At 67.2% G+C, this 23,147-nt stretch carries 27 protein-coding genes; 15 read left to right on the top strand and 12 right to left on the bottom strand.

Translation table 11 applies throughout. The annotated features are described in order from the left end of the window. Window positions 1-92 precede the first annotated feature (92 nt). Window positions 93-827, bottom strand: a complete 735-nt coding sequence (locus ACEOAB_RS18585; protein WP_413748481.1) for a phosphatase PAP2 family protein — start codon at window positions 825-827, stop codon at window positions 93-95. A 63-nt stretch (window positions 828-890) separates the two neighbouring features. Continuing rightward, window positions 891-1,772, bottom strand: coding sequence for an AraC family transcriptional regulator (locus tag ACEOAB_RS18580; RefSeq protein WP_495653035.1), 882 nt, complete (start codon window positions 1,770-1,772; stop codon window positions 891-893). An 89-nt stretch (window positions 1,773-1,861) separates the two neighbouring features. Here ACEOAB_RS18580 and ACEOAB_RS18575 point away from each other — a divergent pair, with 89 nt between their 5' ends. Both ACEOAB_RS18575 and ACEOAB_RS18570 read left to right on the top strand, forming a co-directional pair. Continuing rightward, the gene (locus tag ACEOAB_RS18575; RefSeq protein WP_413748479.1) at window positions 1,862-3,121 is read left to right on the top strand and encodes an MFS transporter; all 1,260 of its coding nucleotides are present in this window, start codon (window positions 1,862-1,864) and stop codon (window positions 3,119-3,121) included. A 43-nt stretch (window positions 3,122-3,164) separates the two neighbouring features. Continuing rightward, window positions 3,165-3,917: a sulfite exporter TauE/SafE family protein gene (locus ACEOAB_RS18570; RefSeq protein ID WP_056590817.1), complete on the top strand. Its 753-nt coding sequence runs from the start codon at window positions 3,165-3,167 to the stop codon at window positions 3,915-3,917. 21 nt (window positions 3,918-3,938) lie between these two features. Here the strand turns inward: ACEOAB_RS18570 and ACEOAB_RS18565 are convergent, their stop codons facing one another. Further along, entirely contained in the window at window positions 3,939-4,856 is a 918-nt protein-coding gene (locus ACEOAB_RS18565) for an AEC family transporter (protein WP_200936029.1), read from the bottom strand. A 102-nt stretch (window positions 4,857-4,958) separates the two neighbouring features. On the opposite strand from ACEOAB_RS18565, the gene ACEOAB_RS18560 reads away from it, so the two are divergent. The 7 genes from ACEOAB_RS18560 (at window position 4,959) to ACEOAB_RS18530 (ending at window position 11,130) form a co-directional block, all read left to right on the top strand. Continuing rightward, window positions 4,959-5,933 (top strand): tripartite tricarboxylate transporter substrate binding protein BugE, encoded by a 975-nt coding sequence (locus ACEOAB_RS18560; protein ID WP_413748478.1) that lies wholly within the window; start codon window positions 4,959-4,961, stop codon window positions 5,931-5,933. 69 nt (window positions 5,934-6,002) lie between these two features. After that, the gene (xerD, locus tag ACEOAB_RS18555) at window positions 6,003-6,923 is read left to right on the top strand and encodes a site-specific tyrosine recombinase XerD (protein WP_413748477.1); all 921 of its coding nucleotides are present in this window, start codon (window positions 6,003-6,005) and stop codon (window positions 6,921-6,923) included. A 28-nt stretch (window positions 6,924-6,951) separates the two neighbouring features. Continuing rightward, complete coding sequence (locus ACEOAB_RS18550) at window positions 6,952-7,698, top strand: DUF72 domain-containing protein (RefSeq protein ID WP_413748476.1); 747 nt, start codon at window positions 6,952-6,954, stop codon at window positions 7,696-7,698. A 102-nt stretch (window positions 7,699-7,800) separates the two neighbouring features. Continuing rightward, the gene (locus ACEOAB_RS18545; RefSeq protein WP_413748475.1) at window positions 7,801-8,793 is read left to right on the top strand and encodes a Bug family tripartite tricarboxylate transporter substrate binding protein; all 993 of its coding nucleotides are present in this window, start codon (window positions 7,801-7,803) and stop codon (window positions 8,791-8,793) included. Between the two features lie 44 nt (window positions 8,794-8,837). Continuing rightward, window positions 8,838-9,413 (top strand): TetR/AcrR family transcriptional regulator, encoded by a 576-nt coding sequence (locus ACEOAB_RS18540; protein ID WP_413748474.1) that lies wholly within the window; start codon window positions 8,838-8,840, stop codon window positions 9,411-9,413. 95 nt (window positions 9,414-9,508) lie between these two features. Continuing rightward, window positions 9,509-10,642: a thiolase family protein gene (locus ACEOAB_RS18535; RefSeq protein WP_413748473.1), complete on the top strand. Its 1,134-nt coding sequence runs from the start codon at window positions 9,509-9,511 to the stop codon at window positions 10,640-10,642. Window positions 10,643-10,683: 41 nt separating this feature from the next. Next, on the top strand, window positions 10,684-11,130 hold the full coding sequence (locus ACEOAB_RS18530) for a MaoC family dehydratase (RefSeq protein ID WP_413748472.1): 447 nt from the start codon (window positions 10,684-10,686) through the stop codon (window positions 11,128-11,130). A gap of 11 nt (window positions 11,131-11,141) precedes the next feature. On the opposite strand, the gene ACEOAB_RS18525 is transcribed toward ACEOAB_RS18530, so the two are convergent. Then, a complete protein-coding gene (locus ACEOAB_RS18525; RefSeq protein ID WP_413748471.1) occupies window positions 11,142-11,963 on the bottom strand; it encodes a ferritin-like domain-containing protein in 822 nt (273 codons plus the stop codon). A gap of 36 nt (window positions 11,964-11,999) precedes the next feature. On the opposite strand from ACEOAB_RS18525, the gene ACEOAB_RS18520 reads away from it, so the two are divergent. Both ACEOAB_RS18520 and hslO read left to right on the top strand, forming a co-directional pair. Then, a complete protein-coding gene (locus tag ACEOAB_RS18520) occupies window positions 12,000-12,524 on the top strand; it encodes a gamma carbonic anhydrase family protein (protein ID WP_007830877.1) in 525 nt (174 codons plus the stop codon). A gap of 30 nt (window positions 12,525-12,554) precedes the next feature. Then, window positions 12,555-13,562, top strand: coding sequence for an Hsp33 family molecular chaperone HslO (gene hslO / locus ACEOAB_RS18515; protein WP_413748470.1), 1,008 nt, complete (start codon window positions 12,555-12,557; stop codon window positions 13,560-13,562). Window positions 13,563-13,592: 30 nt separating this feature from the next. On the opposite strand, the gene ACEOAB_RS18510 is transcribed toward hslO, so the two are convergent. From ACEOAB_RS18510 to pyrG, 7 genes are all read right to left on the bottom strand, one after another. Next, entirely contained in the window at window positions 13,593-14,555 is a 963-nt protein-coding gene (locus ACEOAB_RS18510) for a hypothetical protein (protein WP_413748469.1), read from the bottom strand. A 28-nt stretch (window positions 14,556-14,583) separates the two neighbouring features. After that, a complete protein-coding gene (locus ACEOAB_RS18505; protein ID WP_413748468.1) occupies window positions 14,584-15,255 on the bottom strand; it encodes an AAA family ATPase in 672 nt (223 codons plus the stop codon). After that, window positions 15,252-15,875 carry a nicotinamide riboside transporter PnuC gene (gene pnuC, locus ACEOAB_RS18500; RefSeq protein WP_413748483.1) on the bottom strand — a complete coding sequence of 208 codons (624 nt, stop codon included), beginning with the start codon at window positions 15,873-15,875 and terminating at the stop codon, window positions 15,252-15,254. The genes ACEOAB_RS18505 and pnuC overlap by 4 nt, the downstream gene beginning before the upstream one ends. Window positions 15,876-16,010: 135 nt before the next feature. Next, window positions 16,011-16,289 carry a cell division protein FtsB gene (gene ftsB, locus ACEOAB_RS18495; protein WP_007835683.1) on the bottom strand — a complete coding sequence of 93 codons (279 nt, stop codon included), beginning with the start codon at window positions 16,287-16,289 and terminating at the stop codon, window positions 16,011-16,013. A gap of 21 nt (window positions 16,290-16,310) precedes the next feature. Next, window positions 16,311-17,594, bottom strand: coding sequence for a phosphopyruvate hydratase (eno, locus tag ACEOAB_RS18490; RefSeq protein WP_413748467.1), 1,284 nt, complete (start codon window positions 17,592-17,594; stop codon window positions 16,311-16,313). A 48-nt stretch (window positions 17,595-17,642) separates the two neighbouring features. Continuing rightward, on the bottom strand, window positions 17,643-17,933 hold the full coding sequence (locus ACEOAB_RS18485; RefSeq protein WP_007835679.1) for a DUF1330 domain-containing protein: 291 nt from the start codon (window positions 17,931-17,933) through the stop codon (window positions 17,643-17,645). After that, window positions 17,930-19,612, bottom strand: coding sequence for a CTP synthase (gene pyrG / locus ACEOAB_RS18480; protein ID WP_007835677.1), 1,683 nt, complete (start codon window positions 19,610-19,612; stop codon window positions 17,930-17,932). Before pyrG ends, ACEOAB_RS18485 begins: the two co-directional genes overlap by 4 nt. Window positions 19,613-19,736: 124 nt before the next feature. Here pyrG and coaBC point away from each other — a divergent pair, with 124 nt between their 5' ends. The 4 genes from coaBC (at window position 19,737) to ACEOAB_RS18460 (ending at window position 22,555) form a co-directional block, all read left to right on the top strand. Beyond that, window positions 19,737-20,960, top strand: a complete 1,224-nt coding sequence (coaBC, locus tag ACEOAB_RS18475) for a bifunctional phosphopantothenoylcysteine decarboxylase/phosphopantothenate--cysteine ligase CoaBC (RefSeq protein ID WP_413748466.1) — start codon at window positions 19,737-19,739, stop codon at window positions 20,958-20,960. Further along, window positions 20,960-21,427 (top strand): hypothetical protein, encoded by a 468-nt coding sequence (locus ACEOAB_RS18470; RefSeq protein ID WP_056590869.1) that lies wholly within the window; start codon window positions 20,960-20,962, stop codon window positions 21,425-21,427. The genes coaBC and ACEOAB_RS18470 overlap by 1 nt, the downstream gene beginning before the upstream one ends. Next, a complete protein-coding gene (gene dut / locus ACEOAB_RS18465; RefSeq protein ID WP_056590872.1) occupies window positions 21,424-21,870 on the top strand; it encodes a dUTP diphosphatase in 447 nt (148 codons plus the stop codon). Before ACEOAB_RS18470 ends, dut begins: the two co-directional genes overlap by 4 nt. A gap of 184 nt (window positions 21,871-22,054) precedes the next feature. Then, window positions 22,055-22,555: an outer membrane lipoprotein gene (locus tag ACEOAB_RS18460; protein ID WP_413748465.1), complete on the top strand. Its 501-nt coding sequence runs from the start codon at window positions 22,055-22,057 to the stop codon at window positions 22,553-22,555. Window positions 22,556-22,619: 64 nt separating this feature from the next. Here ACEOAB_RS18460 and ACEOAB_RS18455 read toward each other — a convergent pair whose 3' ends face one another. Continuing rightward, the gene (locus tag ACEOAB_RS18455) at window positions 22,620-23,144 is read right to left on the bottom strand and encodes an FKBP-type peptidyl-prolyl cis-trans isomerase (protein ID WP_056591127.1); all 525 of its coding nucleotides are present in this window, start codon (window positions 23,142-23,144) and stop codon (window positions 22,620-22,622) included. Window positions 23,145-23,147 lie beyond the last annotated feature (3 nt).

The following is a 23,147-nucleotide window of genomic DNA, read 5'->3' as shown; positions in this document are numbered from 1 at the left end:
CAATGCCTGTCGTCATGTGCCGCTGATCGATTGTCACCCTGTGCGGGTGCCATTGAATCGATCCCTTCCTCGTCGGCCAGTGGTGAGTGTGGTCAGTGAGCGTCGATGATATCCGCTCCCACGCGAGGGGCATCCCCTCGCAAACGCGGTTTTGGTCGCCAACGCAGAGAGGGCAGCGCGAAGGCCATGCCCAGCAGCGCGCCGGCCGCCACGTCCAGCGCCACGTGCTGCTTGACCGCCAGCGTCGAGTAGGCGATGGCGGCGAACCAGGTCCAGTTCAGCACGCGCCACAGGGCCGGCGTGCGCGCTTCGCGCAACACATGCTCGATGCGGATGGCGGTGAAGATGGCCACGGCCACATGCATCGAGGGGCAGGCGTTGCCCGCCGCGTCCACGCCCTGCAGCATCGCGAAGCCGGGGTAGCCCGCAGCATCGATGGCCATGGGGGGGATCTGGGTCGGCCAGAAGTAGAAGAGGCCCAGGCCCGTGATGCAGAGTGCGCCGATCCACAGTCCGTAGACCACCAGTTCCCGGAACGTGAGCTGCAGGCCCGGCGCGACGCCCACATAGACCCAGAGCGAAAGGTACGCGCCCAGCGTGTAGGGCTGGAACGGAACCAGGTGATCCAGCGGCGTCAGCGGCATCACCGCGATCGGAAAGGCCGGGTTGCGCAGCAGGTGGAAGTAGCCGATGAAGAACAGCCACGTGAAGACCGTGGTGCCGACCGCCTTCAGCAGGAAATGGCGGCGGATGCGCAGCCAGATCTCGGCGGTCCAGGTGGGTGGCCGGGCGTCGGGCGCCATGTGCAGGGGGATCGGTGAGTGCATGGTGTTGTCGGCCGCCGATCTTGCCAGAGCGCCATGACGATCCCCCGCAATGCCCCCGCCGTGTCAGGTGGGGGCGGGGCGCTTGCGGTGCTGGAACGAAGTCGGGGAGCGGCCCGTGGCCGCCTTGAACATCGCGCAGAAGGCACTGTCGGTGGCATAGCCGCTGGCGGCAGCCACCTGGCTCACGGCCATGCCGCGTGCCAGCAGCGGCAGCGCATGCTCCATCACGGCCTGCTGGCGCCTTTGCTGCCAGCTCATGCCGAGCTGGTCGCGGAACAGGCGCGCCACCGTGCGCTCACTGGCGCCGATGGTGGCGGCGCGCTCGGCCAGCGTGGCACGGTCGGCCGGGTTGCGCAGCAGCGCCTCGCAAAGCTGGCGCAGGCGCTTGTCGGTGGGCAGCGGCACGTCGATGCGGATCTGCGTGGCGCGCTCCACTTCATCGATCAGCAGCGGCGCGATCATGCGTTCGCGCTGCGGCGCATGCGGGTCGGCGGGCGGCAGGCCGTCGGGCGTGGTGTCGAGCGCGAGCATCAGCGCGCGCAGCAGCGGGCTGATTTCGAGCACCTCGCACTTTTCCCAGGTGGGGGCGATCCAGGCGTGCAAGTAGACGGTGCGCAGCTCGGCGTCCTCGATCAGCGTGATGCTGTGCGGCATGTTGGCCGGCACCCAGAGCGCGCGCGAGGGCGGCACGATGTAGCTGCCGTCCTGCGTGCTCAAGCGAATCACGCCGCGGGTGGAGAAAGTGAGCTGCGGCCACGGGTGCTCATGCAGCTCGACCAGCGTGTCGGCGCTCAGGAAGTGCTCCTTGGCGCGCAGCGGGCGCACCGCGTCGGGTGCGTAGAGGTGCGGCGTGAGAGAGGCGACGCTGGTGATCGGGGCAGGGGCTGCGCCGCGCGGCCTGACGGGCACGGCGCTCCTGGAGGTGGGTGAGGCGGCGCTTGGCATAGTTTCGACAAATGTTGTCGCTGTATCGCCATTCTGCCGCGTCTCTGGCGCATAGCATCGATGCCCGGCCCGTTTTTTTGTAGCAATCCATGTCTTCCACTTCGTCCACGACTGCCATTTCTTCCCCTCCCACCACCTTACGCACCGACGCCAAACTGATCGGGCTGGTCGGCCTGGCCCATGCGGTCAGCCATTTCAGCCAGCTCATCCTGGCGCCGCTGTTCCCGTGGCTCAAGGACGCGTTCAATGTGAGCTATGTCGAGCTGGGCGCGGTGCTCACGGTGTTCTTCGTGGTTTCGTGCATGGTGCAGGCGGCCTCGGGCTTCATCGTCGACAAGCTGGGCCCGCGGCCGGTGCTGTTTGTCGGACTGGGCGCGCTGGGCCTGGCGGCGTTCGGCTACGCCGCGGCACAGAGCTACTGGATGCTGCTGGTGTGCGCGGTGGTCGGCGGCATCGGCAACGGCGTGTTCCATCCGGTGGACTACACGCTGTTCAACCGCAAGGTCGCGCCGACGCGGCTGGGCCATGCCTACAGCGTGCATGGCATCACCGGCAGCCTGGGCTGGGCGCTGGCGCCGGCCTTCGTGGTGCCGATCGCCATCGCGTACTCGTGGCGCGTGGCGCTGGCCTCGGCGGGTGTCGTGGCGCTCGTGGTGCTGCTGGTGCTGTGGGTGTACCGCAGCGTGCTGTCGCTCGACGCGGCGGCCGTGCACAAGGCCACGGGGCAGGGCGAGCCCGCGCCGGTCGGCGGCGAGTTCGACTTCCTGCGCATTCCGGCCGTGTGGATGTGCTTCGGTTTCTTCTTCTTCTATGCCGCCGTGATCAGCGTGGTGCAGACCTTCGCGCCGGTGGCCGCCGGGCACCTGCATGCGGTGCCGGTGGCGCTGGTGGCGGTGTGCCTCACGGTCTACATGGTCGCGAGCGCGGCCGGCATGGTGGTGGGCGGCTTCCTGGCGTCGGACCCGTCGCGCTGCGAGCGCATCGTGGGCGCGGGCTTCGGCATTGCGGCCGCACTGGCGTTGGTGCTGGCGTTTGCGAGCTTTCCGCCGATCGTGGTGCCGGTGCTGTTCGGCGCCATGGGTTTCGTCTCGGGTGTCGCCGGGCCGTCGCGCGACCTGCTGGTGAAGAGGTCGACGCCGCCCAATGCGACGGGGCGCGTCTACGGCGTGGTGTACGCGGGGCTCGACATCGGGCAGGCGATGGCGCCGCTGGTGTTCGGGCGGCTGATGGACCATGGGCAGTACACGAGCGTGATCGTGGGGCTGGCGCTGGTGCAGGGCGTGCTGATCGCCAGCGCGTTCAATGTGCGCCGCGTGCGGCGTACCGCGCTGGTGCCGGTCTCGGCCTGAGCCACCTTCTCTTGATTGAAGTGCGGTCGATATCATCGGCCGCATGCAAGCCTTGTACGTCTACGTGATCGCTGGAGCCGTGCTGGCGGGCTTCGTGCAGGGCCTGTCGGGCTTTGCGTTCGGGCTGGTGGCGATGTCGGTCTGGGCGTGGACACTGGAGCCGCAGCTCGCGGCGGTGCTTGCGCTTTTCGGGGCGCTCACGGGGCAGGTGATCGCGGCCGTGACCGTGCGGCGCTCTTTCGACAGGAACACTCTCTGGCCCTTCGTGTTGGGCGGGCTGGTGGGGGTGCCGTTCGGTGTCTGGCTGCTGCCGCACCTCGACCTTGTCGTTTTCAAGCTGTGCCTTGGCGTGCTGCTGGTGCTGTGGTGTCCGGCGATGCTGATGTCGCAGCATCTGCCGAAGGTTTCGTTTGGCGGGCGTGTGGCTGATGGAGTGGCCGGTGCCATCGGTGGTGCGATGGCGGGCATCGGTGGGTTCTCGGGGGCCATACCCACGCTCTGGTGCACGCTGCGCGGCTTTCAGCGCGACACGCAGCGCGCAGTGATCCAGAACTTCAATCTGTCGATGCTGATGGTGGCGTTTGCCGTGCATGTGTTCAGCGGGAGCATCGAGCGCTCCGTGGTGCCGCTGCTGGGGCTGGTCGCGTTGGCCGTCGCGGTGCCGGTGCTGCTCGGTGCGCGGCTGTATATCGGGATCAGCGAGGTGGCGTTCCGCAAGCTGGTGCTCGGGTTGCTGACAGCTTCGGGAGTGGCCATGCTGGCTTCGTCCGTGCCTGCCCTGTTGCAGCGGGGATGAGCCTGTGCCCGGGGAAAGAGCTCACCGGGGTAGCGCCAGGGCAAACGGCAGGCTCACGACACCCAGCAAGGTGGACAGCGTCACCAGCCCCGCCACATAGGGCCCGTTGTAGCCCATGCGCGCAGCCAGCACATAAGCACTCGAAGCCGTAGGTACTGCCGAAAAAGCCATCAGCACCGAAGCCTGGGTCGCATCCAGCCGCAATGCCAGCGCCAGCCCCCATGCGACCAGCGGCAGCAGCAGATGCCGTATCGCCAACACCGAAGTGGCCAGCACCTTGCCTGCCCCCAGCGTGGAGAACTTCATCCCCGCCCCTGCGGCCAGCAGTCCCAATGCCAGCGATGCAGCCCCGATGCGCGTCAGCGTCGGCGTCGCCCATGTCGGCACGGCAAGGCCCAGCACATTCGCGAGCAGGCCGGCCACCGTTGCGACGATCAGCGGGTTGCGCACGAGCTGCCGCACGAAGCCGGTTTGCGCATGCCGTGTCATCGGCCACACGGCGGCGATGTTGAAGATGGGCACGCACACGCCGATGAGCACCGCGATCAGCAGCAGGCCTTCAGACCCCGCCAGCCGCTCCGCCAGCGCAAGGCAGATGAACGAGTTGAAGCGGAAGGCGATCTGCGCGCTGGCCGCGTGGTCGCGCCGGTCGATGTGGGTGCGCAGGCCCGGAACGAAGGGCAGGGCGTAGGCCATCGCGATGCCGCAGACACCGACGCCGACGCCCGCCGTGAGCAGGCTCGACGTGGCACCAAAATCCAGCGGGCTGCGCACGATCGAGTGGAACAGCAGCACGGGAAAAAGAAAGTAGTAAACCAGGCTCTCGACCTGGTCCCACACGCGGCGGTCGAGGGCGGTGTAGCGGCACAGGAGCCAACCGATGGCGATGAGGGAGAAGTCGGGGAAAAGCAGCTGAGCGTAATTCACCGCTTCGAGGATAAACCCGCTTGACCATGGGTAATCCACAGCACGAGGACTGCCCCTGAGCCGCTAGCATCCGGGCTTTCGTTTTTCGACATCAGTCAGATCAAGGAGTTATCGATGCAACGTCGTCAATGGAGCACGCTGGTGGGAGCTGCGGCACTGGTCGCGGTGGCGGGCCAGAGCTTTGCGCAGGGCTATCCGAACAAGCCCGTCGAGCTGAGCGTTCCGTTCGCACCGGGCGGCACGACGGACATCGTGGCGCGCGTGATCTCCGACCCGCTGGGCAAGGTGCTCGGCCAGCCGGTTGTGGTGATCAACCGCGCCGGTGGCGGCGGCATCGTCGGCGCGGCCGAAACGGCGCGCGCAACGCCCGACGGCTACAAGCTCGGCGTTGCCACGGTGTCGAGCACGGCGGCCAACCCGGCCATCAACCCCAAGGTGCCGTACGACCCGATCAACGACTTCACGCCGATCATCAACATCGCGGCCACGCCGAACATCATCGCGGTCAACCCGAGCTTCCCCGCGAAGAACTACGCCGAGTTCGTGGCCGAGATCAAGAAGAATCCCGGCAAGTATTCGTACGCCTCGTCGGGCACGGGCGGCATCGGCCACCTGCTGATGGAGCTGTACAAGAGCCTGACCAACACCTTCATCACGCACATCCCGTACCGCGGCGCGGGTCCGGCGCTGAACGACGTGGTGGCCGGCCAGGTGCCGATCATGTTCGACAACATCCCCTCGGCCATGCCCTTTATCACCAGCGGCCGGCTGATCCCGATCGTGGTGTCGGCGCCGCAGCGCCTGGCCGCGCTGCCGAACGTGCCGACCTTCAAGGAAGTGGGCCTGGAGCCGGTGAACCGCATGGCCTACTACGGCATCCTCGGTCCGAAGGGCCTGCCGAAGGAAGTGGTCGACAAGATCAGCGCCGGCGTGAAGAAGGCAGTGGAAGAGCCGGCGGTGCGCAAGCGCATCGAGGACACGGGCTCGCTGATCGTCGCCAACACGCCGGAGCAGTTCGCCGCGCAGATCAAGGCCGAGTACGAGGTCTACAAGCAGGTCGTCAAAAAGCAGAACCTGAAGCTCGACTGAAGATTTTTTTCCCGCACCCCGAAGCCGCTCGCATGCCGGGCGGCTTTTTCTTTTGTTATCTTGCACGGCATGACCGAGGCCTCTCCGCAGATAAAGACGCAGACATCCGACATCGACGACTTCATCGACGCGCTCTGGCTGGAAGATGGCCTGTCGAAGAACACGCTGGCCGCCTACCGCCGCGACCTCGCGCTGTTCGCGCAGTGGCTCGATGCGCAGCGCAACGGTGCCGGGCTCGATGCCGCGAAGGAGACCGACCTGCAGGCCTACATGGGCGCACGCCTGTCGACCAAGGGCAAGGCCACCTCGGCCAACCGCCGGCTCACGGTGTTCAAGCGCTACTACCGTTGGGCGCTGCGCGAGCGCCGTGTCGTGGCGGACCCGAGCATCCGGCTCGCGCCAGCGCGGCAGATGCCGCGCGCGATCAAGACGCTGTCGGAGAAACAGGTCGACGACCTGCTGGCCGCGCCCGACGTCGAATCGCCGCTCGGCCTGCGCGACCGCGCGATGCTCGAGCTGATGTACGCGAGCGGCCTGCGCGTGAGCGAGCTGGTGGCGCTCAAGGCCATCGACATGAGCCTCAACGACGGCGTGCTGCGTGTGCTGGGCAAGGGCAACAAGGAACGGCTCGTGCCCTTCGGCGGCGAGGCGCGGCGCTGGATCGAGCGCTACCTTGACGAGTCGCGCCCCGCCATCCTCGACGGGCAACAGACGCCCGACCTGTTCGTGACCGCGCGCGGCGCCGGCATGACGCGCGTGATGTTCTGGATCATCGTGAAGAAGCACGCCACCGCAGCGGGCATCCACGTCCCGCTGTCGCCGCACACGCTGCGCCATGCCTTCGCCACGCACCTGCTGAACCACGGGGTCGACCTGCGCGCGGTGCAGTTGCTGCTGGGGCATGCCGACATCTCGACCACCACCATCTACACCCACGTGGCGCGCGAGCGGCTGAAGCAATTGCACGCGCAGCATCATCCGCGCGGCTGAGCGCGCCACACAAGCCCGGGGCCCGGCAATGAATCAGGTCTTCCCCGCGTCGCTGCGCATCGGCTGCGCCGGCTGGAGCCTGCCGCGTGCCACGTGGCCCGACTTCCCGGCCGAAGGCTCGCACCTGGAGCGGTACGCGCAGCGTTTCGGCGCGGTGGAGATCGACACTTCCTTCTACCGGCCGCACCGGCGCGAAACCTATGAGCGCTGGGCCGCCAGCACACCCGCCGGATTCCGTTTCGCAGTCAAGCTGCCACAGGCCATCACGCACGAACAACGGCTGGTCGATGCGATGCCGGCCTTCGACGAATTCCTCTCGCAGGTCGCCGGACTCGGCGGCAAGCTCGGCTGCTTCATCGTGCAACTGCCGCCGAGCCTTGCATTCGATGCGCGCGTGGTGCGGCCATTCCTCGCCGGAGTGCGCCGCAGGCATGCGGGCGCGGTGGCGCTCGAGCCGCGCCACCGCAGTTGGTTCACGCCGGCGGCCGAGGTGCTGCTGTCGCACTTCGAGTTCGGGCGGGTGCTGGCCGATCCGGTCCTCTTCGATGCCGCGAGCGCGCCGGGAGGATGGCCCGGGCTGGTCTACCTGCGCCTGCACGGATCGCCGCGCCGCTACTGGTCGGCATACGACGAGGGGCTGCTGCGGCGCCTCTCGCAGCGCCTGCTGCTCGCGTGCGAGGACGGCACGCAGGGCTGGTGCATCTTCGACAACACGGCGGGCGGCGAGGCGGTCGGCAATGCGATGACTCTTGCGCGCCTGCTTCAACATCGCTGATTCGCCAGGGTCGACAATGCGGTGGAAGGGTCCAGGCTCATTCGCGAGCGCAAGCCGCCGCTGGACCGATGCAACCCACGCAGACGATCGACAGGAACCCTCATGAATTTCCTCGCTTCCTCGAAGCCTTCGCACCGCACGGCGACCCGGCTCCTCGCAGCCGCGGCACTGTGCGCTGCCTCGGGTGCGCACGCACAGGCCATTCCCAAGACGGTGCGCCTCATCGTGGCGTACCCCGCGGGCGGCGTCAGCGACGTCGTTGCGCGTGCGCTCGGCGACAGGCTCGCCGCGCAACTGGGCGTCACGGTGATCGTCGACAACCGGGCTGGCGCGAGCGGCGCCATCGGCATGGACGCCGTCGCCAAGGCCGCGCCCGATGGCGCGACGCTGGGCTTCTCGGCGATCAGCCCGCTGGTGCTGAGCCCGCACCTCGGCAAGCTTCCCTTCGATCCGCTGAAGGACATCGCGCCGGTGGCGAGCGTGATGTATTCGCCGGTGCTGCTGATCGCCACGCCGGCCACCAAGGCGAAGGATTTCCGCGCGCTCATCGCCGATGCGAAGGCGCAGCCGGGCGCGCTGCGCTGGGCCACGTCGGGGCCGGCTTCGCTCGGCCATATCGTGTTGGAGCAGCTGCGCTCGGCGGCGGGCGTCGACATCACGCACGTGCCGTACAAGGGCGGCGGCCAGCAGCTGAACGACGCCATCGGCGGGCAGTTCGAGATTCTCTCGACCAACGCGAGTCCGACGCTCACATCCCACATCCAGTCGGGCAAGCTGCGTCCGCTGGCCGTCGGTGCGCCGGCGCGGCTCGAGAGCCTGCCCCAGGTGCCCACGTTGGGCGAGCTGGGCTACAGCGCGGCGAACATCAATTCGCTGTTCGGCGTCTTCGCACCCGCGGCCACGCCGCCCGCGCTGATTGCCAGGTACAACGCCGAGATTAACAAGGCCCTGGCCAGCCCCGAGCTGCGCGCCAGGCTCACGGCCACCGACAACGTGCCGACCGGCGGCACTTCGGCTGCGTTTGCGAAAGAGATCGCCAGCGAGTTCGAAAGCAACGGACGCATCATCAAGGCCGCGGCCATCAAGGCAGATTGACCCTGCGGATTGCGGTTTGAATTTCCCTACCTTATAGTCGGTAGATGTCCTCCGCCACAGCCCTTGCCACCGGCAGCACCCGCGAGCAGATCCTTGCGGTGGCGCGTGGGTTCATCGAAACGCGCTCCTACCTGGGCTTCAGCTTCCAGGACGTGGCTGACGCGGTCGGCGTTCGCAAGGCCAGCCTGTACCACCACTTTCCGACCAAGGAGGCGCTGGGCATCGCGGTGATCCGTGGGGCCACGCAGAGCTTCAAGGACTGGGACGCGGCCCGGGCGCGCGAGCCCAAGGACGCGCTCGAATCGTATTTCCGCATGTACCGCAACACGCTGAAGGCTGGCTCGGGCATGTGTCCAGCGGGAGCATTGGCGCCTGGATGGGGCGTGATCAACGACGAACTGCGCCAGGCCGTGCAGGAGTTGCGCAATACACAGGTGACGTGGCTCACCGGTGTGCTGGGCGCACTGATGCCGGCGCGAAAGAAGGGCACTTCGGTCGCTTCGCTGGCCGCCTATGTGTTTTCCGTCTGTCAGGGCGCGCTTCTGTCGGCGCGCATGACGGGCCGCGTGGACGACTTCGACGAAGCCGTCGCGCAACTCAGGAGTTCATTGCCGGGCTGACCGCCCGGCCCAACGCGGGCACGCCTCGGCGTGCTTATTTTTTGACTTCGATGCCTACCGATTGGATGGTAGTTTCAATTTGCTGGAGAACCTTCATGAAAGCCGTCATTTCCGCCTACGCCCGTTCCCCTTTCCATTTCTCGAAGAAGGGCTCTCTCGCTGAGGTGCGGCCCGACACGCTGGCTGCTGGCGTGGTGCGCGGCCTGCTGCAGCGCACGGACCTCGACCCTGCACTGCTCGAAGACGTGATCCTCGGCTGCGCGTACCCTGAAGCCTCGCAGGGCAACAACCTTGCGCGGGTCGTCGGGCTGCTGGCCGGCCTGCCGCACGAAGTGGGCGGCATGACGGTGAACCGCTTCTGCGGCTCGTCGATGCAGGCCGTGCACATTGCCGCCGCGCAGATCGAGGCAGGCATGGGCGAGGCCTTTTTGTGCGTCGGCGTGGAGTCGATGACGATGGTGCCGCAGGGCGGCTTCAACTTCTCGCCCAACCCCGAGCTGAAGGAGGGCACCGATGCCTACATCTCGATGGGCGAGACGGCCGAGAACGTGGCGCAGCGCTGGAGCGTGAGCCGTGCCGACCAGGAAGCCTTCGCGGTGGAATCGCACCGCAAGGCGGCCGAAGCGCGCTCGCAAGGCCGGCTGGCGGGCGAGATCGTGCCGGTGCGCCTCGCCTCCGGCGACATCGTCGATGCCGATGGCTGCATCCGGCCGACCACCTCGGCCGAGGCGCTGGCGAACCTCAAGCCCGCGTTCCGTCCCGACGGCGTGGTGACGGCCGGCACCTCGTCGCCGCTGACCGATGGCGCGGCGGCGGTGCTCGTCACCAGTGACGCCTTCGCCGCGAAGCACGGCCTGCAGGCGCTGGCGCGCATCAGGTCGTTCGCGGCCGTGGGCGTCGATCCGGCCATCATGGGCATCGGCCCGATCCCCGCGACCCGCAAGGCACTGGCGCGCGCCGGCCTGAGCGCAGCCGACCTCGACGTGATCGAGATCAACGAGGCGTTCTCGTCGCAGGCGCTGGCCTGCATCCGCGACCTGGGCCTCGACCCCGCGAAGATCAACCTCGACGGCGGCGGCCTGTCCATCGGCCATCCGCTCGGCGCGACCGGCGCACGCATCACGGGCAAGGCGGCGTCGCTGCTGGCGCGCGAGAAGGGCCGCTATGCGCTGGCCACGCAATGCATCGGCGGCGGGCAGGGCATCGCGACCATCCTCGAGCGCGTCTGATCGTCCGAGAATGAGAGGTCCGTCACGACGAGGAGACCCCCATGGCCAAGCTGTACCTTGAAGACCTGAAGGTCGGTGACCGTTTCCAGAGCGGCGAACACCTGCTCGACGTGGCACAGATCAAGGCCTTCGCGCAGCAGTTCGACCCGCAGCCCTTCCACACCGACGAAGAGGCCGCAAAGAGCACCTTCTTCGGCGGCCTTGCGGCAAGCGGCTGGCACACGGCCGCGCTCACGATGAAGCTGCTGGTCGAGAGTGGCATTCCCTTGGCGGACGGCATCATCGGTTCGGGCGGGGAACTGCAATGGCCCAAGCCGACGCGGCCCGGCGACGTGCTGCATGTGGTGAGCGAGGTGATCGACATCACGCCTTCGCGCTCCAAGCCCGGCCGGGCGATGGTGACGATGCGCTGCCAGACGCGCAACCAGCGCGGCGAGGTGCTCCAGTACTTCACGCCGAAGCTGGTGGTGCACGCGCGGCCGGCGTAGGCCGCGGGCCTTCAGCGCTTGTCCGGGTGCGCCGTTGCCGAGAGCTGGCGCAATTCCTCGGCGCTGAACCCCGCCCGCCTGCGCGCTTCGAGGTTGAAAGGCGGCTTGTGCCGCGGCGCGTCGTAGCGCGCCACCAGCGCGGGGTAGGTCGCTTCGGCATCGAGGCCCTCGCCGTCGCACAGCCAGCGGTACCAGTGGTTGCCGATGGCCACGTGGCCCACTTCGTCGCGCAGGATGATGTCGAGGATCTCGACCGCGCGCAGTGCGTCGGGCGTGTTCACGCGCTTGAGCTTGGCCTGGATCAGCGGCGTGGCATCGAGCCCGCGCGCTTCGAGCGTGCGCGGCACGAGCGCCATGCGCGCGAGCACGTCGTCCTTCGTTTTCTCGCACATGTTCCAGAGCCCGTCGTGGCCGGGGAAGTCGCCGTAGCGATACCCCATGTCCTGCAGGTGCGCATGCAGCAGCGTGAAGTGCAATGCTTCTTCATCGGCCACGCGCAGCCAGTCGCGGTAGTAGGCCTCGGGCATCCCGTCGTAGCGCCATACCGCGTCGAGCGCGAGGTTGATCGCGTTGAACTCGATGTGGCAGATCGAATGGATCAGCGCGGCCCGGCCCTCGGGCGTGAAGGGCGAGCGTTTCTGCACGGCGGTGGCGGCCACGCGCAGCGGCCGTTCGGGGCGGCCCGGCACGCCGAGATCGTCGCCCTCGGTGCGGATTGGCGCGGCTGCTATGGAATCGGTAGCGGCCAGCGCAGCGGCGGCACGTGTTGCAGCCACCTTTTGTTCAGGATCGGTCAGTCGCAGCGCAGCCAGCGCGCTCAATCGGGGGTGCATCCCTACAATTCTAGTTTTTGCCCCGGAGACTCCACGATGGCCCTCTATGAACTCGACGGCGTTGCGCCGCAACTCGGTACCGGCGCGTGGGTTGCCGACAGTGCGGAAGTCATCGGCGACGTGCGGCTGGGCGACAACGCCAGCATCTGGTTCGGCGCCGTGCTGCGCGGCGACAACGAGACCATGACCATCGGACGCAACAGCAACGTGCAGGACATGTCGACGCTGCATTCCGATCCCGGTAGCCCGCTGACCATCGGCGAGAACGTCACCATCGGCCACCAGGTCATGCTGCACGGCTGCACCATCGGCGACAACTCGCTGATCGGCATCCAGGCGGTGGTCTTGAATAACGCGAAGATCGGCCGCAACTCGATCGTTGGCGCCGGCAGCGTCGTGACCGAGGGCAAGGAGTTTCCCGACAACTCGCTGATCTTCGGTTCGCCCGCCAAGGTCATGCGCACGATCAGCGACGAAGACGCCGCCCGCTTGCGCCACGGTGCCGAGCACTATGTGAAAAACGCCGTTCGCTATGCGAAGGGCCTGAAGAAAATCGCCTGATCCACAGGCCCAGCAGAAAGAAGATCCGTTTTGAGCGAGCTGCACAAATTCCTGTTCGATGGCCTGCCGGTGCGCGGCATGATCGTGCGCCTGACAGATGCGTGGCAGGAGATCCTGGCGCGGCGCGCCTCCAACACCGCCACCGGGGCCTATCCGCCGCCCGTGGCCGAGCTGCTGGGCGAAATGACGGCCGCAGCCACGCTGATGCAGTCCAACATCAAGTTCAACGGCGCGCTGATCCTGCAGATCTTCGGCGACGGCCCCGTGAAGGTCGCAGTGGCCGAGGCCAAGCCCGACCTGAGCCTGCGCGCCACCGCCAAGGTGATCGGCGACCTCCCGGCCGATGCGCACCTGCCCGACATGGTCAACGTGAACAACAAGGGCCGCTGCGCCATCACGCTCGACCCCAAGGACAAGCTGCCGGGCGCCACGCCGTACCAGGGTGTGGTGCCGCTCTTCGGCGACGACGGCGAGAAGCTGGGCAAGCTCAGCGACGTGCTGCAGCACTACATGCTGCAGAGCGAGCAGCTCGACACCACGCTGGTGCTCGCGGCTGACGACAAGGTCGCGGCCGGCCTGCTGATCCAGCGTCTGCCGGTGAAGGGCGAGGGCAACCTCGAGGGCACTTCCGGCACCTCGGACAAGGACCACGACCAGGCCAACGAAGACCAGATCGGCCGCAACGAGGACTACAACCGCATCTCGATCCTCGCCTCGAGCCTGACACGCGACGAACTGCTCACGCTCGACGTCGAGACCATCCTGCGCCGCCTGTTCTGGGAAGAAAAGCTGCTGCGCTTCGAGCCGCAGGCCGGCCTGCAAGGCCCGCATTTCGCGTGCACCTGCGGGCGTGAGCGCGTGGCGCAGATGATTCGCGGGCTGGGCGCGGAAGAGGCCGAGAGCATCCTCGCGGAGCGCGGCGACATCGAGGTGGGCTGCGACTTCTGCGGCAAGCAGTACCGCTTCGATGCGATCGATGCGGCACAGCTGTTCACGCCGCTCGGCGACCAGATCCCGGGCAGCCCGGTCGTCCAGTAGGACTCGGGCGCGCCTTGCGCCTCCGTTTTTTTATCGCGCCGAGTCGTCGAATCCGCCGAACGCGATGTCCGGCGCGCTGGTGTTGTGCTTCGACGGCAGGCTGCGCCCGAAGCGCACCTGCGTGGCCTGAAGGCTCTTCACATCGGGCAACGGCAGCACCTGCGCCGCGGCCTGCGGCGACGACTGCCAGTGCACCTCGCTCACGTCGGCGTTGTCGGGCGCGACGTACATCGAGCGCAGTACCGCGAAGGGTTGAGCGCTCGCGGTGGGCTTCGAGAGCGTCACGTCGAGCGCCGTGCGTGCGCGGCTGATCTCGTCCACGCGCACCACGGCGCTGCCGCCGTCGGTGAAGCGCACCTGGAGGGCCAGCGGCCGCGGCACGATGCGGATCGACGCGATGTTCACCACCGGCCGCGCCGCCGCCTCGACCGGGCCGAGCAGGAACGACGAGCCGTACACCCCGTCGCCGAAGCGGGCCTCGGGCAGCGGCTTGATGCGCCAGTAGCCATCGGACGGGTAGAGAACGATCGCTTCGAGCGCCTTGCCGCTCTCCTTCTTGAACACCTGCAGCAGGTGAAAGCCGCTGTCCTTGCGCTTGCCGACCTGCACGGGCACGCGCTGCGGCCGCCAGAAAGTGGGCAGTGTCATGCCCACGATGCGCCACTGCGCGTTGTCCATCAGCACGACGGTGCGTTTGCGGAAGCGGTGCGCCGGGTCGGTCGGGTGGGCGCCGCCGTCGAAGTTGCAGCCCGAGAAGTCGGGCTTGGTGACGTCGTTGCCGACCTTGTCGAGGTAGTCGGGCTGCAGTGCCTCGATGCGCATGCGGCGGATGCCGTCACCGCGCAGCGTCAGCGACACGTTGTCTTCCTCTGCGCAGGCGGTGGTCGTGGTGCCGTTCTCGACGGTGGCGGCGACGGGGGCTGCGGTGGCTGGCAGCAGCGCGGCGAAGGCGCTGCAGATCAGGGCGACACGCGCGACGGAACGAAGAGGCATCGGGTCTCCGGTGATGGGATGGGGCGCGCTACTCGCGGCGCGCGATCAGGTCGCTGAAAAGCTTATGTTCGCATTCCGGGTCGGAACACTTCTCGCAAGGCCATGACCACGAGGCGGGCTTCGCATCGGACTGGGTGCGCGTGCGGGGCCGGCCCTCGCTGCCGGCGATGGAGTTGATGGCGTTCCAGGCATTGGCGAGCCGCTCGCCGCCCGTGCCGTGCACCACGGCGTACGAGAGCTTCGCGCCTGCGAGCGCGGCGCGCACCAGCGTGTCGGTGGGCTGGCGCGCATGAGGGCCGTCGCGCATGTCGTCGGCCACCCAGGGCAGGTCGAGCGCGGTGAGCAGCGTGATGGCGTAGCGCCGCTGCGCGGCCAGCGCGCTGTCGTAGAGCGTGGTGTCGGCGAACAGCTGCTCGCTGTAGACCGCCGTCATGAGCGCCGTGGTGTCGGCCACCACCACGCCGGAGGCGGCTGCGGCCTCGATGCGGCGGCTCTGCTCTTCGGCGATGGCCCGTTGCTCGTCGGGGCGCGGCGTGCGGGCTTCGCGTTCGCACCATTCGCGCAGGTACTCGCTCACCAGCACCGTCGGCGTGCCGCGGTCCTTCAGGCGCTGCGCGATGGCGCGGGCCAGCTCGGTCTTGCCGGTGCTCTCGGCGCCCACGAGTGCGATGACGCAGCCGGTCGGCAGCATGGGCGTCATGCGCGTACCGCCTCGGCCGGCATGCGCTGCCGCCACGCAACGTAGCCGGCCACGCTGAGCACGGCGAACACTGCATACAGGCCCACGGTGAGCCACAACCCCTTGTGGATGAACAGGACCACGCTCACGACGTTCACGGCCAGCCAGATCAGCCAGTTCTCGATGAACTTGCGCCCGAGCAGGAACTGCCCGACCAGGCTCAGGCCGGTGGCGAAGCCGTCCCACCAGGGCACGTCGGTGTCGGTGAAGCGGCGCAGGAAGAGGGCGACGGCCGGCCATGCCAGTGCGCAGGCAGCCAGGGTGAAAGCGATGCCGCGCGGCGAGAGCCGGGCGACATGCAAGGCGCTGCCGTCGGCCCGATGGCCGCGCAGCCATTGCGCCCAGCCCCACAGGGCGACGAAGGCGAAGAAGACCTGGAGCGAGGCATCGCCGTAGATGCGCGCCCTGGCGAATACCACGACGTAGAGCAGCGAACTGATGATGGCCAGCGGCCATCCCCAGTGAATCTCGCGCATGTTGCAGCCGACCATGGCGAGCGCGAGCAAGGCGGCGACGAGTTCGAGCCAGCTGACAGGAGAGCCCCAGAGCAGGAATGCCGGGGCCGAGAGAAGCTCTGGGATCAGGTTCACCCCCGGAGGGCACCGTCGCGGTCTGTTCGTGGGACACCGCGGAACCGGCTTTGCCGGGCCGCTGGTGTCGCCCCCTGGAAGGGGGTTGGCGAAGCGACACGAAGTGCGCGAAGACTGGGGGTCATCCTAGTGAGCGATTTGTACGAACACTTCGTTCGGCTTGACCATGCCGAGCTCGGCGCGCGCACGCTCCTCGACCATCTCGAGGCCGTTCTTGAGGTCGTTGACCTCGGAGGTCAGGCGCTCGTTGGTCAGCGTGGCCTTGGCGTTGGCTTCTTTCTGGTCGGCCAGCTTGGTGCGCAGCTGGGCCACGTCGCGCACGCTGCCGCGCCCGTTCCACAGCTGCCACTGCAGGATGGCCAACAGGAGCAGCAGGACGATGGGAGGAACGAGACGGGCGCGCATGCCTGGCGTGTCGCGGAGGCGTTACTTCAGGTTGTAGAACGCGCCGCGGCCCGGGTAGAAGGCGATGTCGCCCAGGTCTTCTTCGATGCGCAGCAGCTGGTTGTACTTGGCGATGCGGTCCGAACGCGACAGCGAGCCGGTCTTGATCTGGCCGGCGTTGGTGCCCACCGCGATGTCGGCGATGGTGCTGTCCTCGGTTTCGCCCGAGCGGTGCGAGATGACGGCGGTGTAGCCCGCGCGCTTGGCCATCTCGATGGCGGCGAAGGTCTCGGTCAGCGTGCCGATCTGGTTGATCTTGATGAGGATCGAGTTGGCGATGCCCTTGTCGATGCCCTCTTGCAGGATCTTGGTGTTGGTGACGAACAGGTCGTCGCCCACCAGCTGCACGCGCTTGCCCAGGCGTTCGGTCAGGTGCTTCCAGCCGTCCCAGTCGCCTTCGTGCATGCCGTCTTCGATGCTGATGATCGGGTACTTGTCGACCCAGTTCGCGAGCATGTCGGTCCAGCTTTCGGCCGTGAGCGAGAGGTTCTCGCCCGACAGTACGTACTTGCCGTCCTTGTAGAACTCGCTGGCCGCGCAATCGAGGCCCAGGGCGATCTGCTCGCCGGCGGTGTAGCCGGCCTTGTCGATGGCTTCCAGGATCAGCTGGATGGCCGCTTCATGGCTTTCGACGCTGGGGGCGAAGCCGCCTTCGTCGCCGACCGCCGTGCTGATGCCGCGATCGCCCAGGATCTTCTTCAGGGCGTGGAACACTTCGGCGCCGTAGCGCACGGCCTCGCGGAAGCTCTTGGCGCCCACGGGGATGATCATGAACTCCTGCAGGTCCAGGCTGTTGTTGGCGTGCGCGCCGCCGTTGATGACGTTCATCATCGGCACCGGCAGCTGCATGCCGCCCATGCCGCCGAAGTAGCGGTACAGCGGCAGGCCCGATTCCTCGGCCGCGGCGCGAGCCACGGCCATCGAGACGGCGAGGGTGGCGTTGGCGCCCAGGCGGGCCTTGTTGTCGGTGCCGTCGAGGTCGATCATCGTGCGATCGAGGAAGGCCTGTTCGCTGGCGTCGAGGCCGAGCACGGCTTCGGAGATCTCGGTGTTGATGTTCTCCACGGCCTTGAGCACGCCCTTGCCGAGGTAGCGGCTCTTGTCGCCGTCGCGCAGCTCGATGGCTTCGCGCGAACCGGTCGATGCGCCCGAGGGCACGGCCGCGCGGCCCATGGTGCCCGATTCGAGCAGCACGTCGCACTCGACGGTGGGGTTGCCTCGGCTGTCGAGAATTTCGCGGCCGACGATGTCAACGATTGCACTCATCTTCTGTCTTTCTCTTTCTGGTCTCTTTGGCGGATGAATAAATGGGGATCAGAGGCCCTCGACGGCGATCATGTTCATGATCGCGGCGCCGGCACGCGCCTCGCGTGCCTTGAGGTACTCGGGCGTCTCGTAGAAGGCCTTGGCCTTCTCGAAGCTGGGGAACTTGAGGATCACCACGCGCGTGGGCTTCCAGTCGCCCTCGAGCGGCTGCACCTGGCCGCCGCGTACGCACACTTCAGCGCCGTGCGCCTGCATCGCGGCGCTGGACCACTTCTTGTATTCCTCGTACTGCGTCGGGTTGGTCACTTCGACGTGGGCGATGACGTAGCCACTGCTCATGCGACAGCCTTCAACGTCTTGTTGGTGCTGCCCGCGCCTTTTTCCTTGTGGTCGAGCGCCGCCTTGATGAAGGCGTTGAACAGCGGATGGCCGCCCCACGGCGTCGACTTGAACTCGGGGTGGAACTGCACGCCCATGAACCACGGGTGCACGTCCTGCGGCAGCTCGACGATTTCGGTCAGGTGCTCGCGCTGCGTGAGCGCGGAGATCACCAGGCCGGCGTTGCGCAGTTCGTCGAGGAAGTTGACGTTGGCTTCGTAGCGGTGGCGGTGACGCTCGGTGACCACGTCGCCGTAGATGCTGTGGGCCAGCGTGCCGGGCGTGACGTCGGAGCTCTGCGCGCCCAGGCGCATGGTGCCGCCGAGGTCGGACTTCTCGTCGCGCGTCTTCACGGTGCCGTCGCGGTCCTTCCACTCGGTGATCAGCGCGATCACGGGGGTGGGCGTCTCGGGGTCGAACTCGGTGCTGTTGGCGTTCTTCAGGCCGGCCACGTGGCGGGCGTACTCGATGGTGGCAACCTGCATGCCCAGGCAGATGCCGAGGTAGGGCACCTTGCCTTCGCGGGCGAAGCGGGCCGCCGAGATCTTGCCCTCGACGCCGCGCTGGCCGAAGCCGCCCGGCACCAGGATGGCGTCGTACTTGGCCAGGCGCGACACGTCTTGTGCCGAGATGGTCTCGGAGTCGATGTAGTCGATCTTCACGCGCGCATGGTTCTTCATGCCGGCGTGGCGCAGGGCCTCGTTGAGCGACTTGTAGCTGTCCGACAGGTCGACGTACTTGCCGACCATGGCGATCGACACTTCCTTTTGCGGATGCTCGACCTCGTAGACCAGGTCGTCCCAGCGCTGCAGCTTGGCGGGCGGGGTGTTGATGCGCAGCTTGTCGCAGATCAGGCCGTCCAGGCCCTGTTCGTGCAGCATGCGGGGCACCTTGTAGATGGTGTCGACGTCCCACATCGAGATGACGCCCCATTCGGGCACGTTCGAGAACAGCGAGATCTTGGCGCGCTCGTCGTCTGGAATCGGGCGGTCGGCGCGGCACAGCAGCACGTCGGCCTGGATGCCGATGGCGCGCAGTTCCTTGGCGGTGTGCTGCGTCGGCTTGGTCTTGAGCTCGCCGGCGGCGGCGATCCAGGGCACGTAGCTCAGGTGCACGAAGGCCGAGTTGTTCGGACCATTGCGCAGGCTCATCTGGCGCACCGCTTCGAGGAAGGGCAGCGACTCGATGTCGCCCACGGTGCCGCCGATTTCGACGATGGCCACGTCCACTTCGTGCGCCGTGCCGATGCCGGCGCCGCGCTTGATGTATTCCTGGATCTCGTTGGTGATGTGCGGGATCACCTGTACTGTCTTGCCGAGGTAGTCGCCGCGGCGTTCCTTCTCGAGAACGGTCTTGTAGATCTGGCCGGTCGTGAAGTTGTTGGCCTTGCGCATCCGCGTGTTGATGAAGCGCTCGTAGTGGCCGAGGTCGAGGTCGGTCTCGGCGCCGTCATCGGTGACGAACACTTCCCCATGCTGGAAGGGCGACATCGTGCCGGGGTCGACATTGATGTACGGATCGAGCTTGATGAGGGTGACTTGGAGGCCGCGCGATTCGAGGATCGCGGCGAGCGAGGCGGAGGCGATTCCCTTGCCAAGGGAAGATACGACACCACCGGTGACGAAGACAAATTTGGTCATGCCAGTTCCGGATGCGTGAATCCGGGCAGTGGGAAATTGCGATTATAGATGTGCCCTTTGCGACACCCCCCCGCCAAGGGCTTGTTGCCGTTTGTTCGATGGCCTATGAGCAACAATACGGCCCATGCAAGATCTCGCCGGCAAACATATCGTCCTGGGCCTCACCGGAGGCATCGCCTGCTACAAGTCGGCCGAGTTGTGCCGCCTGTTCGTCAAGGCGGGCGCGACCGTCCAGGTCGTGATGACCGAGGCGGCCGAGCAGTTCATCACCCCGGTGACCATGCAGGCGCTCTCGGGCCGCACCGTCTACACCTCGCAGTGGGACACGCGCGAGCCCAACAACATGCCGCACATCAACCTGAGCCGCGAGGCCGATGCGATCGTGCTGGCGCCCTGCAGTGCCGACTTCGTCGCTCGCCTGGTGCAGGGCCGCGCCGACGACCTGCTGAGCCTGATGTGCCTGGCCCGCCCGATGGACCGCGTTCCGCTGCTGATCGCGCCGGCCATGAACCGCGAGATGTGGGCCCACCCGGCCACCCAGCGCAACCTGATGCAGGTGGCAGCCGACGGCGCGACCGTGCTGGGCGTGGGCAGCGGCTGGCAGGCCTGCGGCGAAACGGGCGATGGGCGCATGCTCGAACCTGCCCAGCTGCTCGAGGACATCACGGCCTTCTTCCAGCCCAAGCTGCTGGCGGGGCAGAAGGTGCTGGTCACGGCCGGCCCGACCTTCGAGGCGCTCGACCCGATCCGCGGCATCACCAACCACTCGTCCGGCAAGATGGGCTTTGCCATTGCCCGCGCGGCCCGCGAGGCGGGGGCCGAGGTCACGCTGGTGGCCGGCCCGGTGCATTTGCCGACCCCGCGCGGCGTGACACGCGTCGACGTGCTGTCGGCGCAGGACATGCTCGAAGCGACCACCCGTGCCGCGCAGTTTGCTAGCATTTTTGTAGCTACTGCCGCCGTGGCCGACTGGCGCCCGGCCACGCAGAGCGACCAGAAGATCAAGAAGGACGGCAGCGGCAAGACGCCGGTGCTCGAGTTCGTCGAGAACGCCGACATCCTCCTCAGCGTTGCCAAGAGCGAGCGGGCACAGGCCCGAAAGCTCTTCTGCGTGGGCTTCGCGGCCGAGAGCGAGAACCTCGCCGAGCACGCCAAGGCCAAGCGCGAGCGCAAGGGCATTCCGCTGCTGGTCGGCAACATCGGCCCATTGACCTTCGGACAGGACGACAACGCGCTGCTGCTGGTGGACACCAAGGGCGTGCGCGAACTCCCTCGTGCGCCCAAGCTCACGCTGGCGCGCGAACTCATGGCCGAGATTGCCGCCCGACTTCCCGACTGGAGGGCCTGATGAATCCCCATCCCCAGTGGAACACGCCGCCGAACGGCGACTTCGCCCGCTATGTCGAGCGGCTGTCGGCGCAGGCCGCGCTGCCGAAGCGGGCGGCGAAAGAGGGCGAGCCCGGGCTCGACGTCGGCATGGGCCCGTCACCCGGCCAGCAGGGCCCGGTGAGCGCGGCCATGCAGCGCAGCGCGGAACTGCCGAACGGCGAAGTGCCGAAGAAGGAGCCCGGCTCCTTCGACCCCCTGACCCTCAAGGTGCTGGGCGCCGTCGGCGCGCTGGTGTTCCTCGTGCTGTGGGCGTCCGGCGTGCCTTTCGGCGTGCTGCTCCTGCTGGCGGGCGTGGCCATCTGGTTCGGCAAGAAATTGAAGGGCGTGAAGCTCACCCCCGGCGTCGCCAAATGGCAGCAGGTGCTGGAAGAGGCGGCCCGCAAGCAAAGAGAACAGCAACAGAAGCAAGGCAGCAAGCAAAAGTGAAAGTCGACGTCCGTATCCTCGATCCGCGCATGGTGGATCAATTGCCCGCATATGCCACCCCCGGAAGCGCCGGCCTCGACCTGCGGGCCTGCCTCGATGCCCCGATCACACTGGAGCCCAACGGCTGGCAGCTGGTGGGCACCGGCATCGCGATCCACCTGGCCGACCCGGGCTATGCGGCGCTGATCCTTCCGCGCTCGGGGCTGGGCCACAAGCACGGCATCGTGCTCGGCAACCTCGTCGGCCTGATCGACAGCGACTACCAGGGCGAACTGAAGATCAGCGCCTGGAACCGCAGCGACACGCCCTTCGTGCTGCAGCCGATGGAGCGGCTCGCGCAGTTGGTGATCGTGCCGGTGGTGCAGGCGCAGTTTCGGGTGGTCACAGACTTTGCACCTTCGCAACGCGGCGAGGGCGGCTACGGCTCCACGGGCAAACATTGAGCAAATGCTGAAGGGAAGCTGAGTTTCGGGGCGGTAAAGACCGGAACCGGCGAAGGCCGGGCGGCCTCGAAGGTTTCAGTGTGTGTTCTGGCGTCATCGCGGCGGACGCTGCGGCGTTAGTCAGGCACACGCAGGGTGCATGCATTCATCATTCGTGCACTGTTCTATCCGAGGAGCCTCCAACATGAAGATCTCAATGCGCTTTGTTTCCGTCACCGCTTCCGTGCTGGCCGTGGCCACGCTCACGGCATGCGTGGCACCGGCGCCGGTCTACCAGACCTCGCGCTATCCGTACCAGGCGCCCCCGCAAGCCATCCAGTACCGCGAAGCTTCCTACGTCGAATACGGCCACGTGGCCAACATCGAGGTGCTGCGCAGCGAAACAGCCGGCACCGGCACCACCGGCGGCGGCGCTGTCGCCGGCGGCGTGATCGGTGGGGTGGTGGGCAATCAGTTCGGCCGCGGCAACGGCCGTGCGGCGGCCACCGCGCTGGGCATCGTGGGCGGCGCCCTGCTGGGCAACACCATCGAGGCTCAGCAGAACGGGCCACGTGCCTATGAAACCTACCGCGTCTCGGTGCAGACCGACAACGGCGGCTACCGCGCCTTCGATGTGCAAAACCCCGGCGACCTGCGCATCGGCGACCGTGTGCGCATCGACAACGGCCAGATCTCGCGCATGTAGCCATCATCGGTCCCGTACGCAAAAAAGCCGAGCATGCTCGGCTTTTTCTTTGGCTGACGGAGCCTCAATGCAGCGTATGGTTGCCCGGCGCCATCGGCGCGACCTTGAAGAAGCCCGTGCCCGCCGAGCCGCGGCCGACTTCCTCTTCGGTGGCCTCGCGCACGGAGCGCACCGTGATGTCGAGCCGGATCGCGATGCCTGCCAGCGGATGGTTGCCGTCCAGCACCAGGTGCTCCGGATAGATCTCGGCCACGGTGTAGATCGCGTCTTTCGGGATGTCGCTGTTCACGCCCTGGGGAAGGGCGGAGCCGTCGAAGGTCATGCCTTCTTCCGTGCCTTCGGGGAAGAGCGAGCGCGGCTCCAGGAAGAGCAGCTGGTCGTTGAAGTCGCCGAAGCCCTGTTCGGGTTCGATCTGCAGCTGCACCCGGGCGCCGGGCTCATGGCCTTGCAGGGCCGCTTCGATCACGTCGAAGAGGTCGTCGCCGCCGACCATGAATTCCACCGGCTCGTCGAGCACGTCCAGCACGTCGCCGAGCGTGTCTTTCATGGTCCAGGTCAGGCCGACCACGCATTGTTCAGAGATTTCCATTGC

This window comes from Variovorax sp. Varisp53 (genome assembly GCF_059491555.1).
Note: the sequence above shows the minus strand (reverse complement) of the source record. Positions and strands in the feature narration are given on the sequence as shown.

Bases quoted from the DNA above. Each gene is read 5' to 3' on its own strand.
- ACEOAB_RS18585 (WP_413748481.1), bottom strand. From the start codon at position 827: ATGCACTCACCGATCCCCCTGCACATGGCGCCCGACGCCCGGCCACCC.
- ACEOAB_RS18580 (WP_495653035.1), bottom strand. From the start codon at position 1,772: ATGCCAAGCGCCGCCTCACCCACCTCCAGGAGCGCCGTGCCCGTCAGG.
- ACEOAB_RS18575 (WP_413748479.1), top strand. From the start codon at position 1,862: ATGTCTTCCACTTCGTCCACGACTGCCATTTCTTCCCCTCCCACCACC.
- ACEOAB_RS18570 (WP_056590817.1), top strand. From the start codon at position 3,165: ATGCAAGCCTTGTACGTCTACGTGATCGCTGGAGCCGTGCTGGCGGGC.
- ACEOAB_RS18560 (WP_413748478.1), top strand. From the start codon at position 4,959: ATGCAACGTCGTCAATGGAGCACGCTGGTGGGAGCTGCGGCACTGGTC.
- xerD (WP_413748477.1), top strand. From the start codon at position 6,003: ATGACCGAGGCCTCTCCGCAGATAAAGACGCAGACATCCGACATCGAC.
- ACEOAB_RS18550 (WP_413748476.1), top strand. From the start codon at position 6,952: ATGAATCAGGTCTTCCCCGCGTCGCTGCGCATCGGCTGCGCCGGCTGG.
- ACEOAB_RS18545 (WP_413748475.1), top strand. From the start codon at position 7,801: ATGAATTTCCTCGCTTCCTCGAAGCCTTCGCACCGCACGGCGACCCGG.
- ACEOAB_RS18540 (WP_413748474.1), top strand. From the start codon at position 8,838: ATGTCCTCCGCCACAGCCCTTGCCACCGGCAGCACCCGCGAGCAGATC.
- ACEOAB_RS18535 (WP_413748473.1), top strand. From the start codon at position 9,509: ATGAAAGCCGTCATTTCCGCCTACGCCCGTTCCCCTTTCCATTTCTCG.
- ACEOAB_RS18530 (WP_413748472.1), top strand. From the start codon at position 10,684: ATGGCCAAGCTGTACCTTGAAGACCTGAAGGTCGGTGACCGTTTCCAG.
- ACEOAB_RS18525 (WP_413748471.1), bottom strand. From the start codon at position 11,963: ATGCACCCCCGATTGAGCGCGCTGGCTGCGCTGCGACTGACCGATCCT.
- ACEOAB_RS18520 (WP_007830877.1), top strand. From the start codon at position 12,000: ATGGCCCTCTATGAACTCGACGGCGTTGCGCCGCAACTCGGTACCGGC.
- ACEOAB_RS18510 (WP_413748469.1), bottom strand. From the start codon at position 14,555: ATGCCTCTTCGTTCCGTCGCGCGTGTCGCCCTGATCTGCAGCGCCTTC.
- ACEOAB_RS18505 (WP_413748468.1), bottom strand. From the start codon at position 15,255: ATGACGCCCATGCTGCCGACCGGCTGCGTCATCGCACTCGTGGGCGCC.
- ftsB (WP_007835683.1), bottom strand. From the start codon at position 16,289: ATGCGCGCCCGTCTCGTTCCTCCCATCGTCCTGCTGCTCCTGTTGGCC.
- eno (WP_413748467.1), bottom strand. From the start codon at position 17,594: ATGAGTGCAATCGTTGACATCGTCGGCCGCGAAATTCTCGACAGCCGA.
- ACEOAB_RS18485 (WP_007835679.1), bottom strand. From the start codon at position 17,933: ATGAGCAGTGGCTACGTCATCGCCCACGTCGAAGTGACCAACCCGACG.
- pyrG (WP_007835677.1), bottom strand. From the start codon at position 19,612: ATGACCAAATTTGTCTTCGTCACCGGTGGTGTCGTATCTTCCCTTGGC.
- coaBC (WP_413748466.1), top strand. From the start codon at position 19,737: ATGCAAGATCTCGCCGGCAAACATATCGTCCTGGGCCTCACCGGAGGC.
- ACEOAB_RS18470 (WP_056590869.1), top strand. From the start codon at position 20,960: ATGAATCCCCATCCCCAGTGGAACACGCCGCCGAACGGCGACTTCGCC.
- ACEOAB_RS18460 (WP_413748465.1), top strand. From the start codon at position 22,055: ATGAAGATCTCAATGCGCTTTGTTTCCGTCACCGCTTCCGTGCTGGCC.
- ACEOAB_RS18455 (WP_056591127.1), bottom strand. From the start codon at position 23,144: ATGGAAATCTCTGAACAATGCGTGGTCGGCCTGACCTGGACCATGAAA.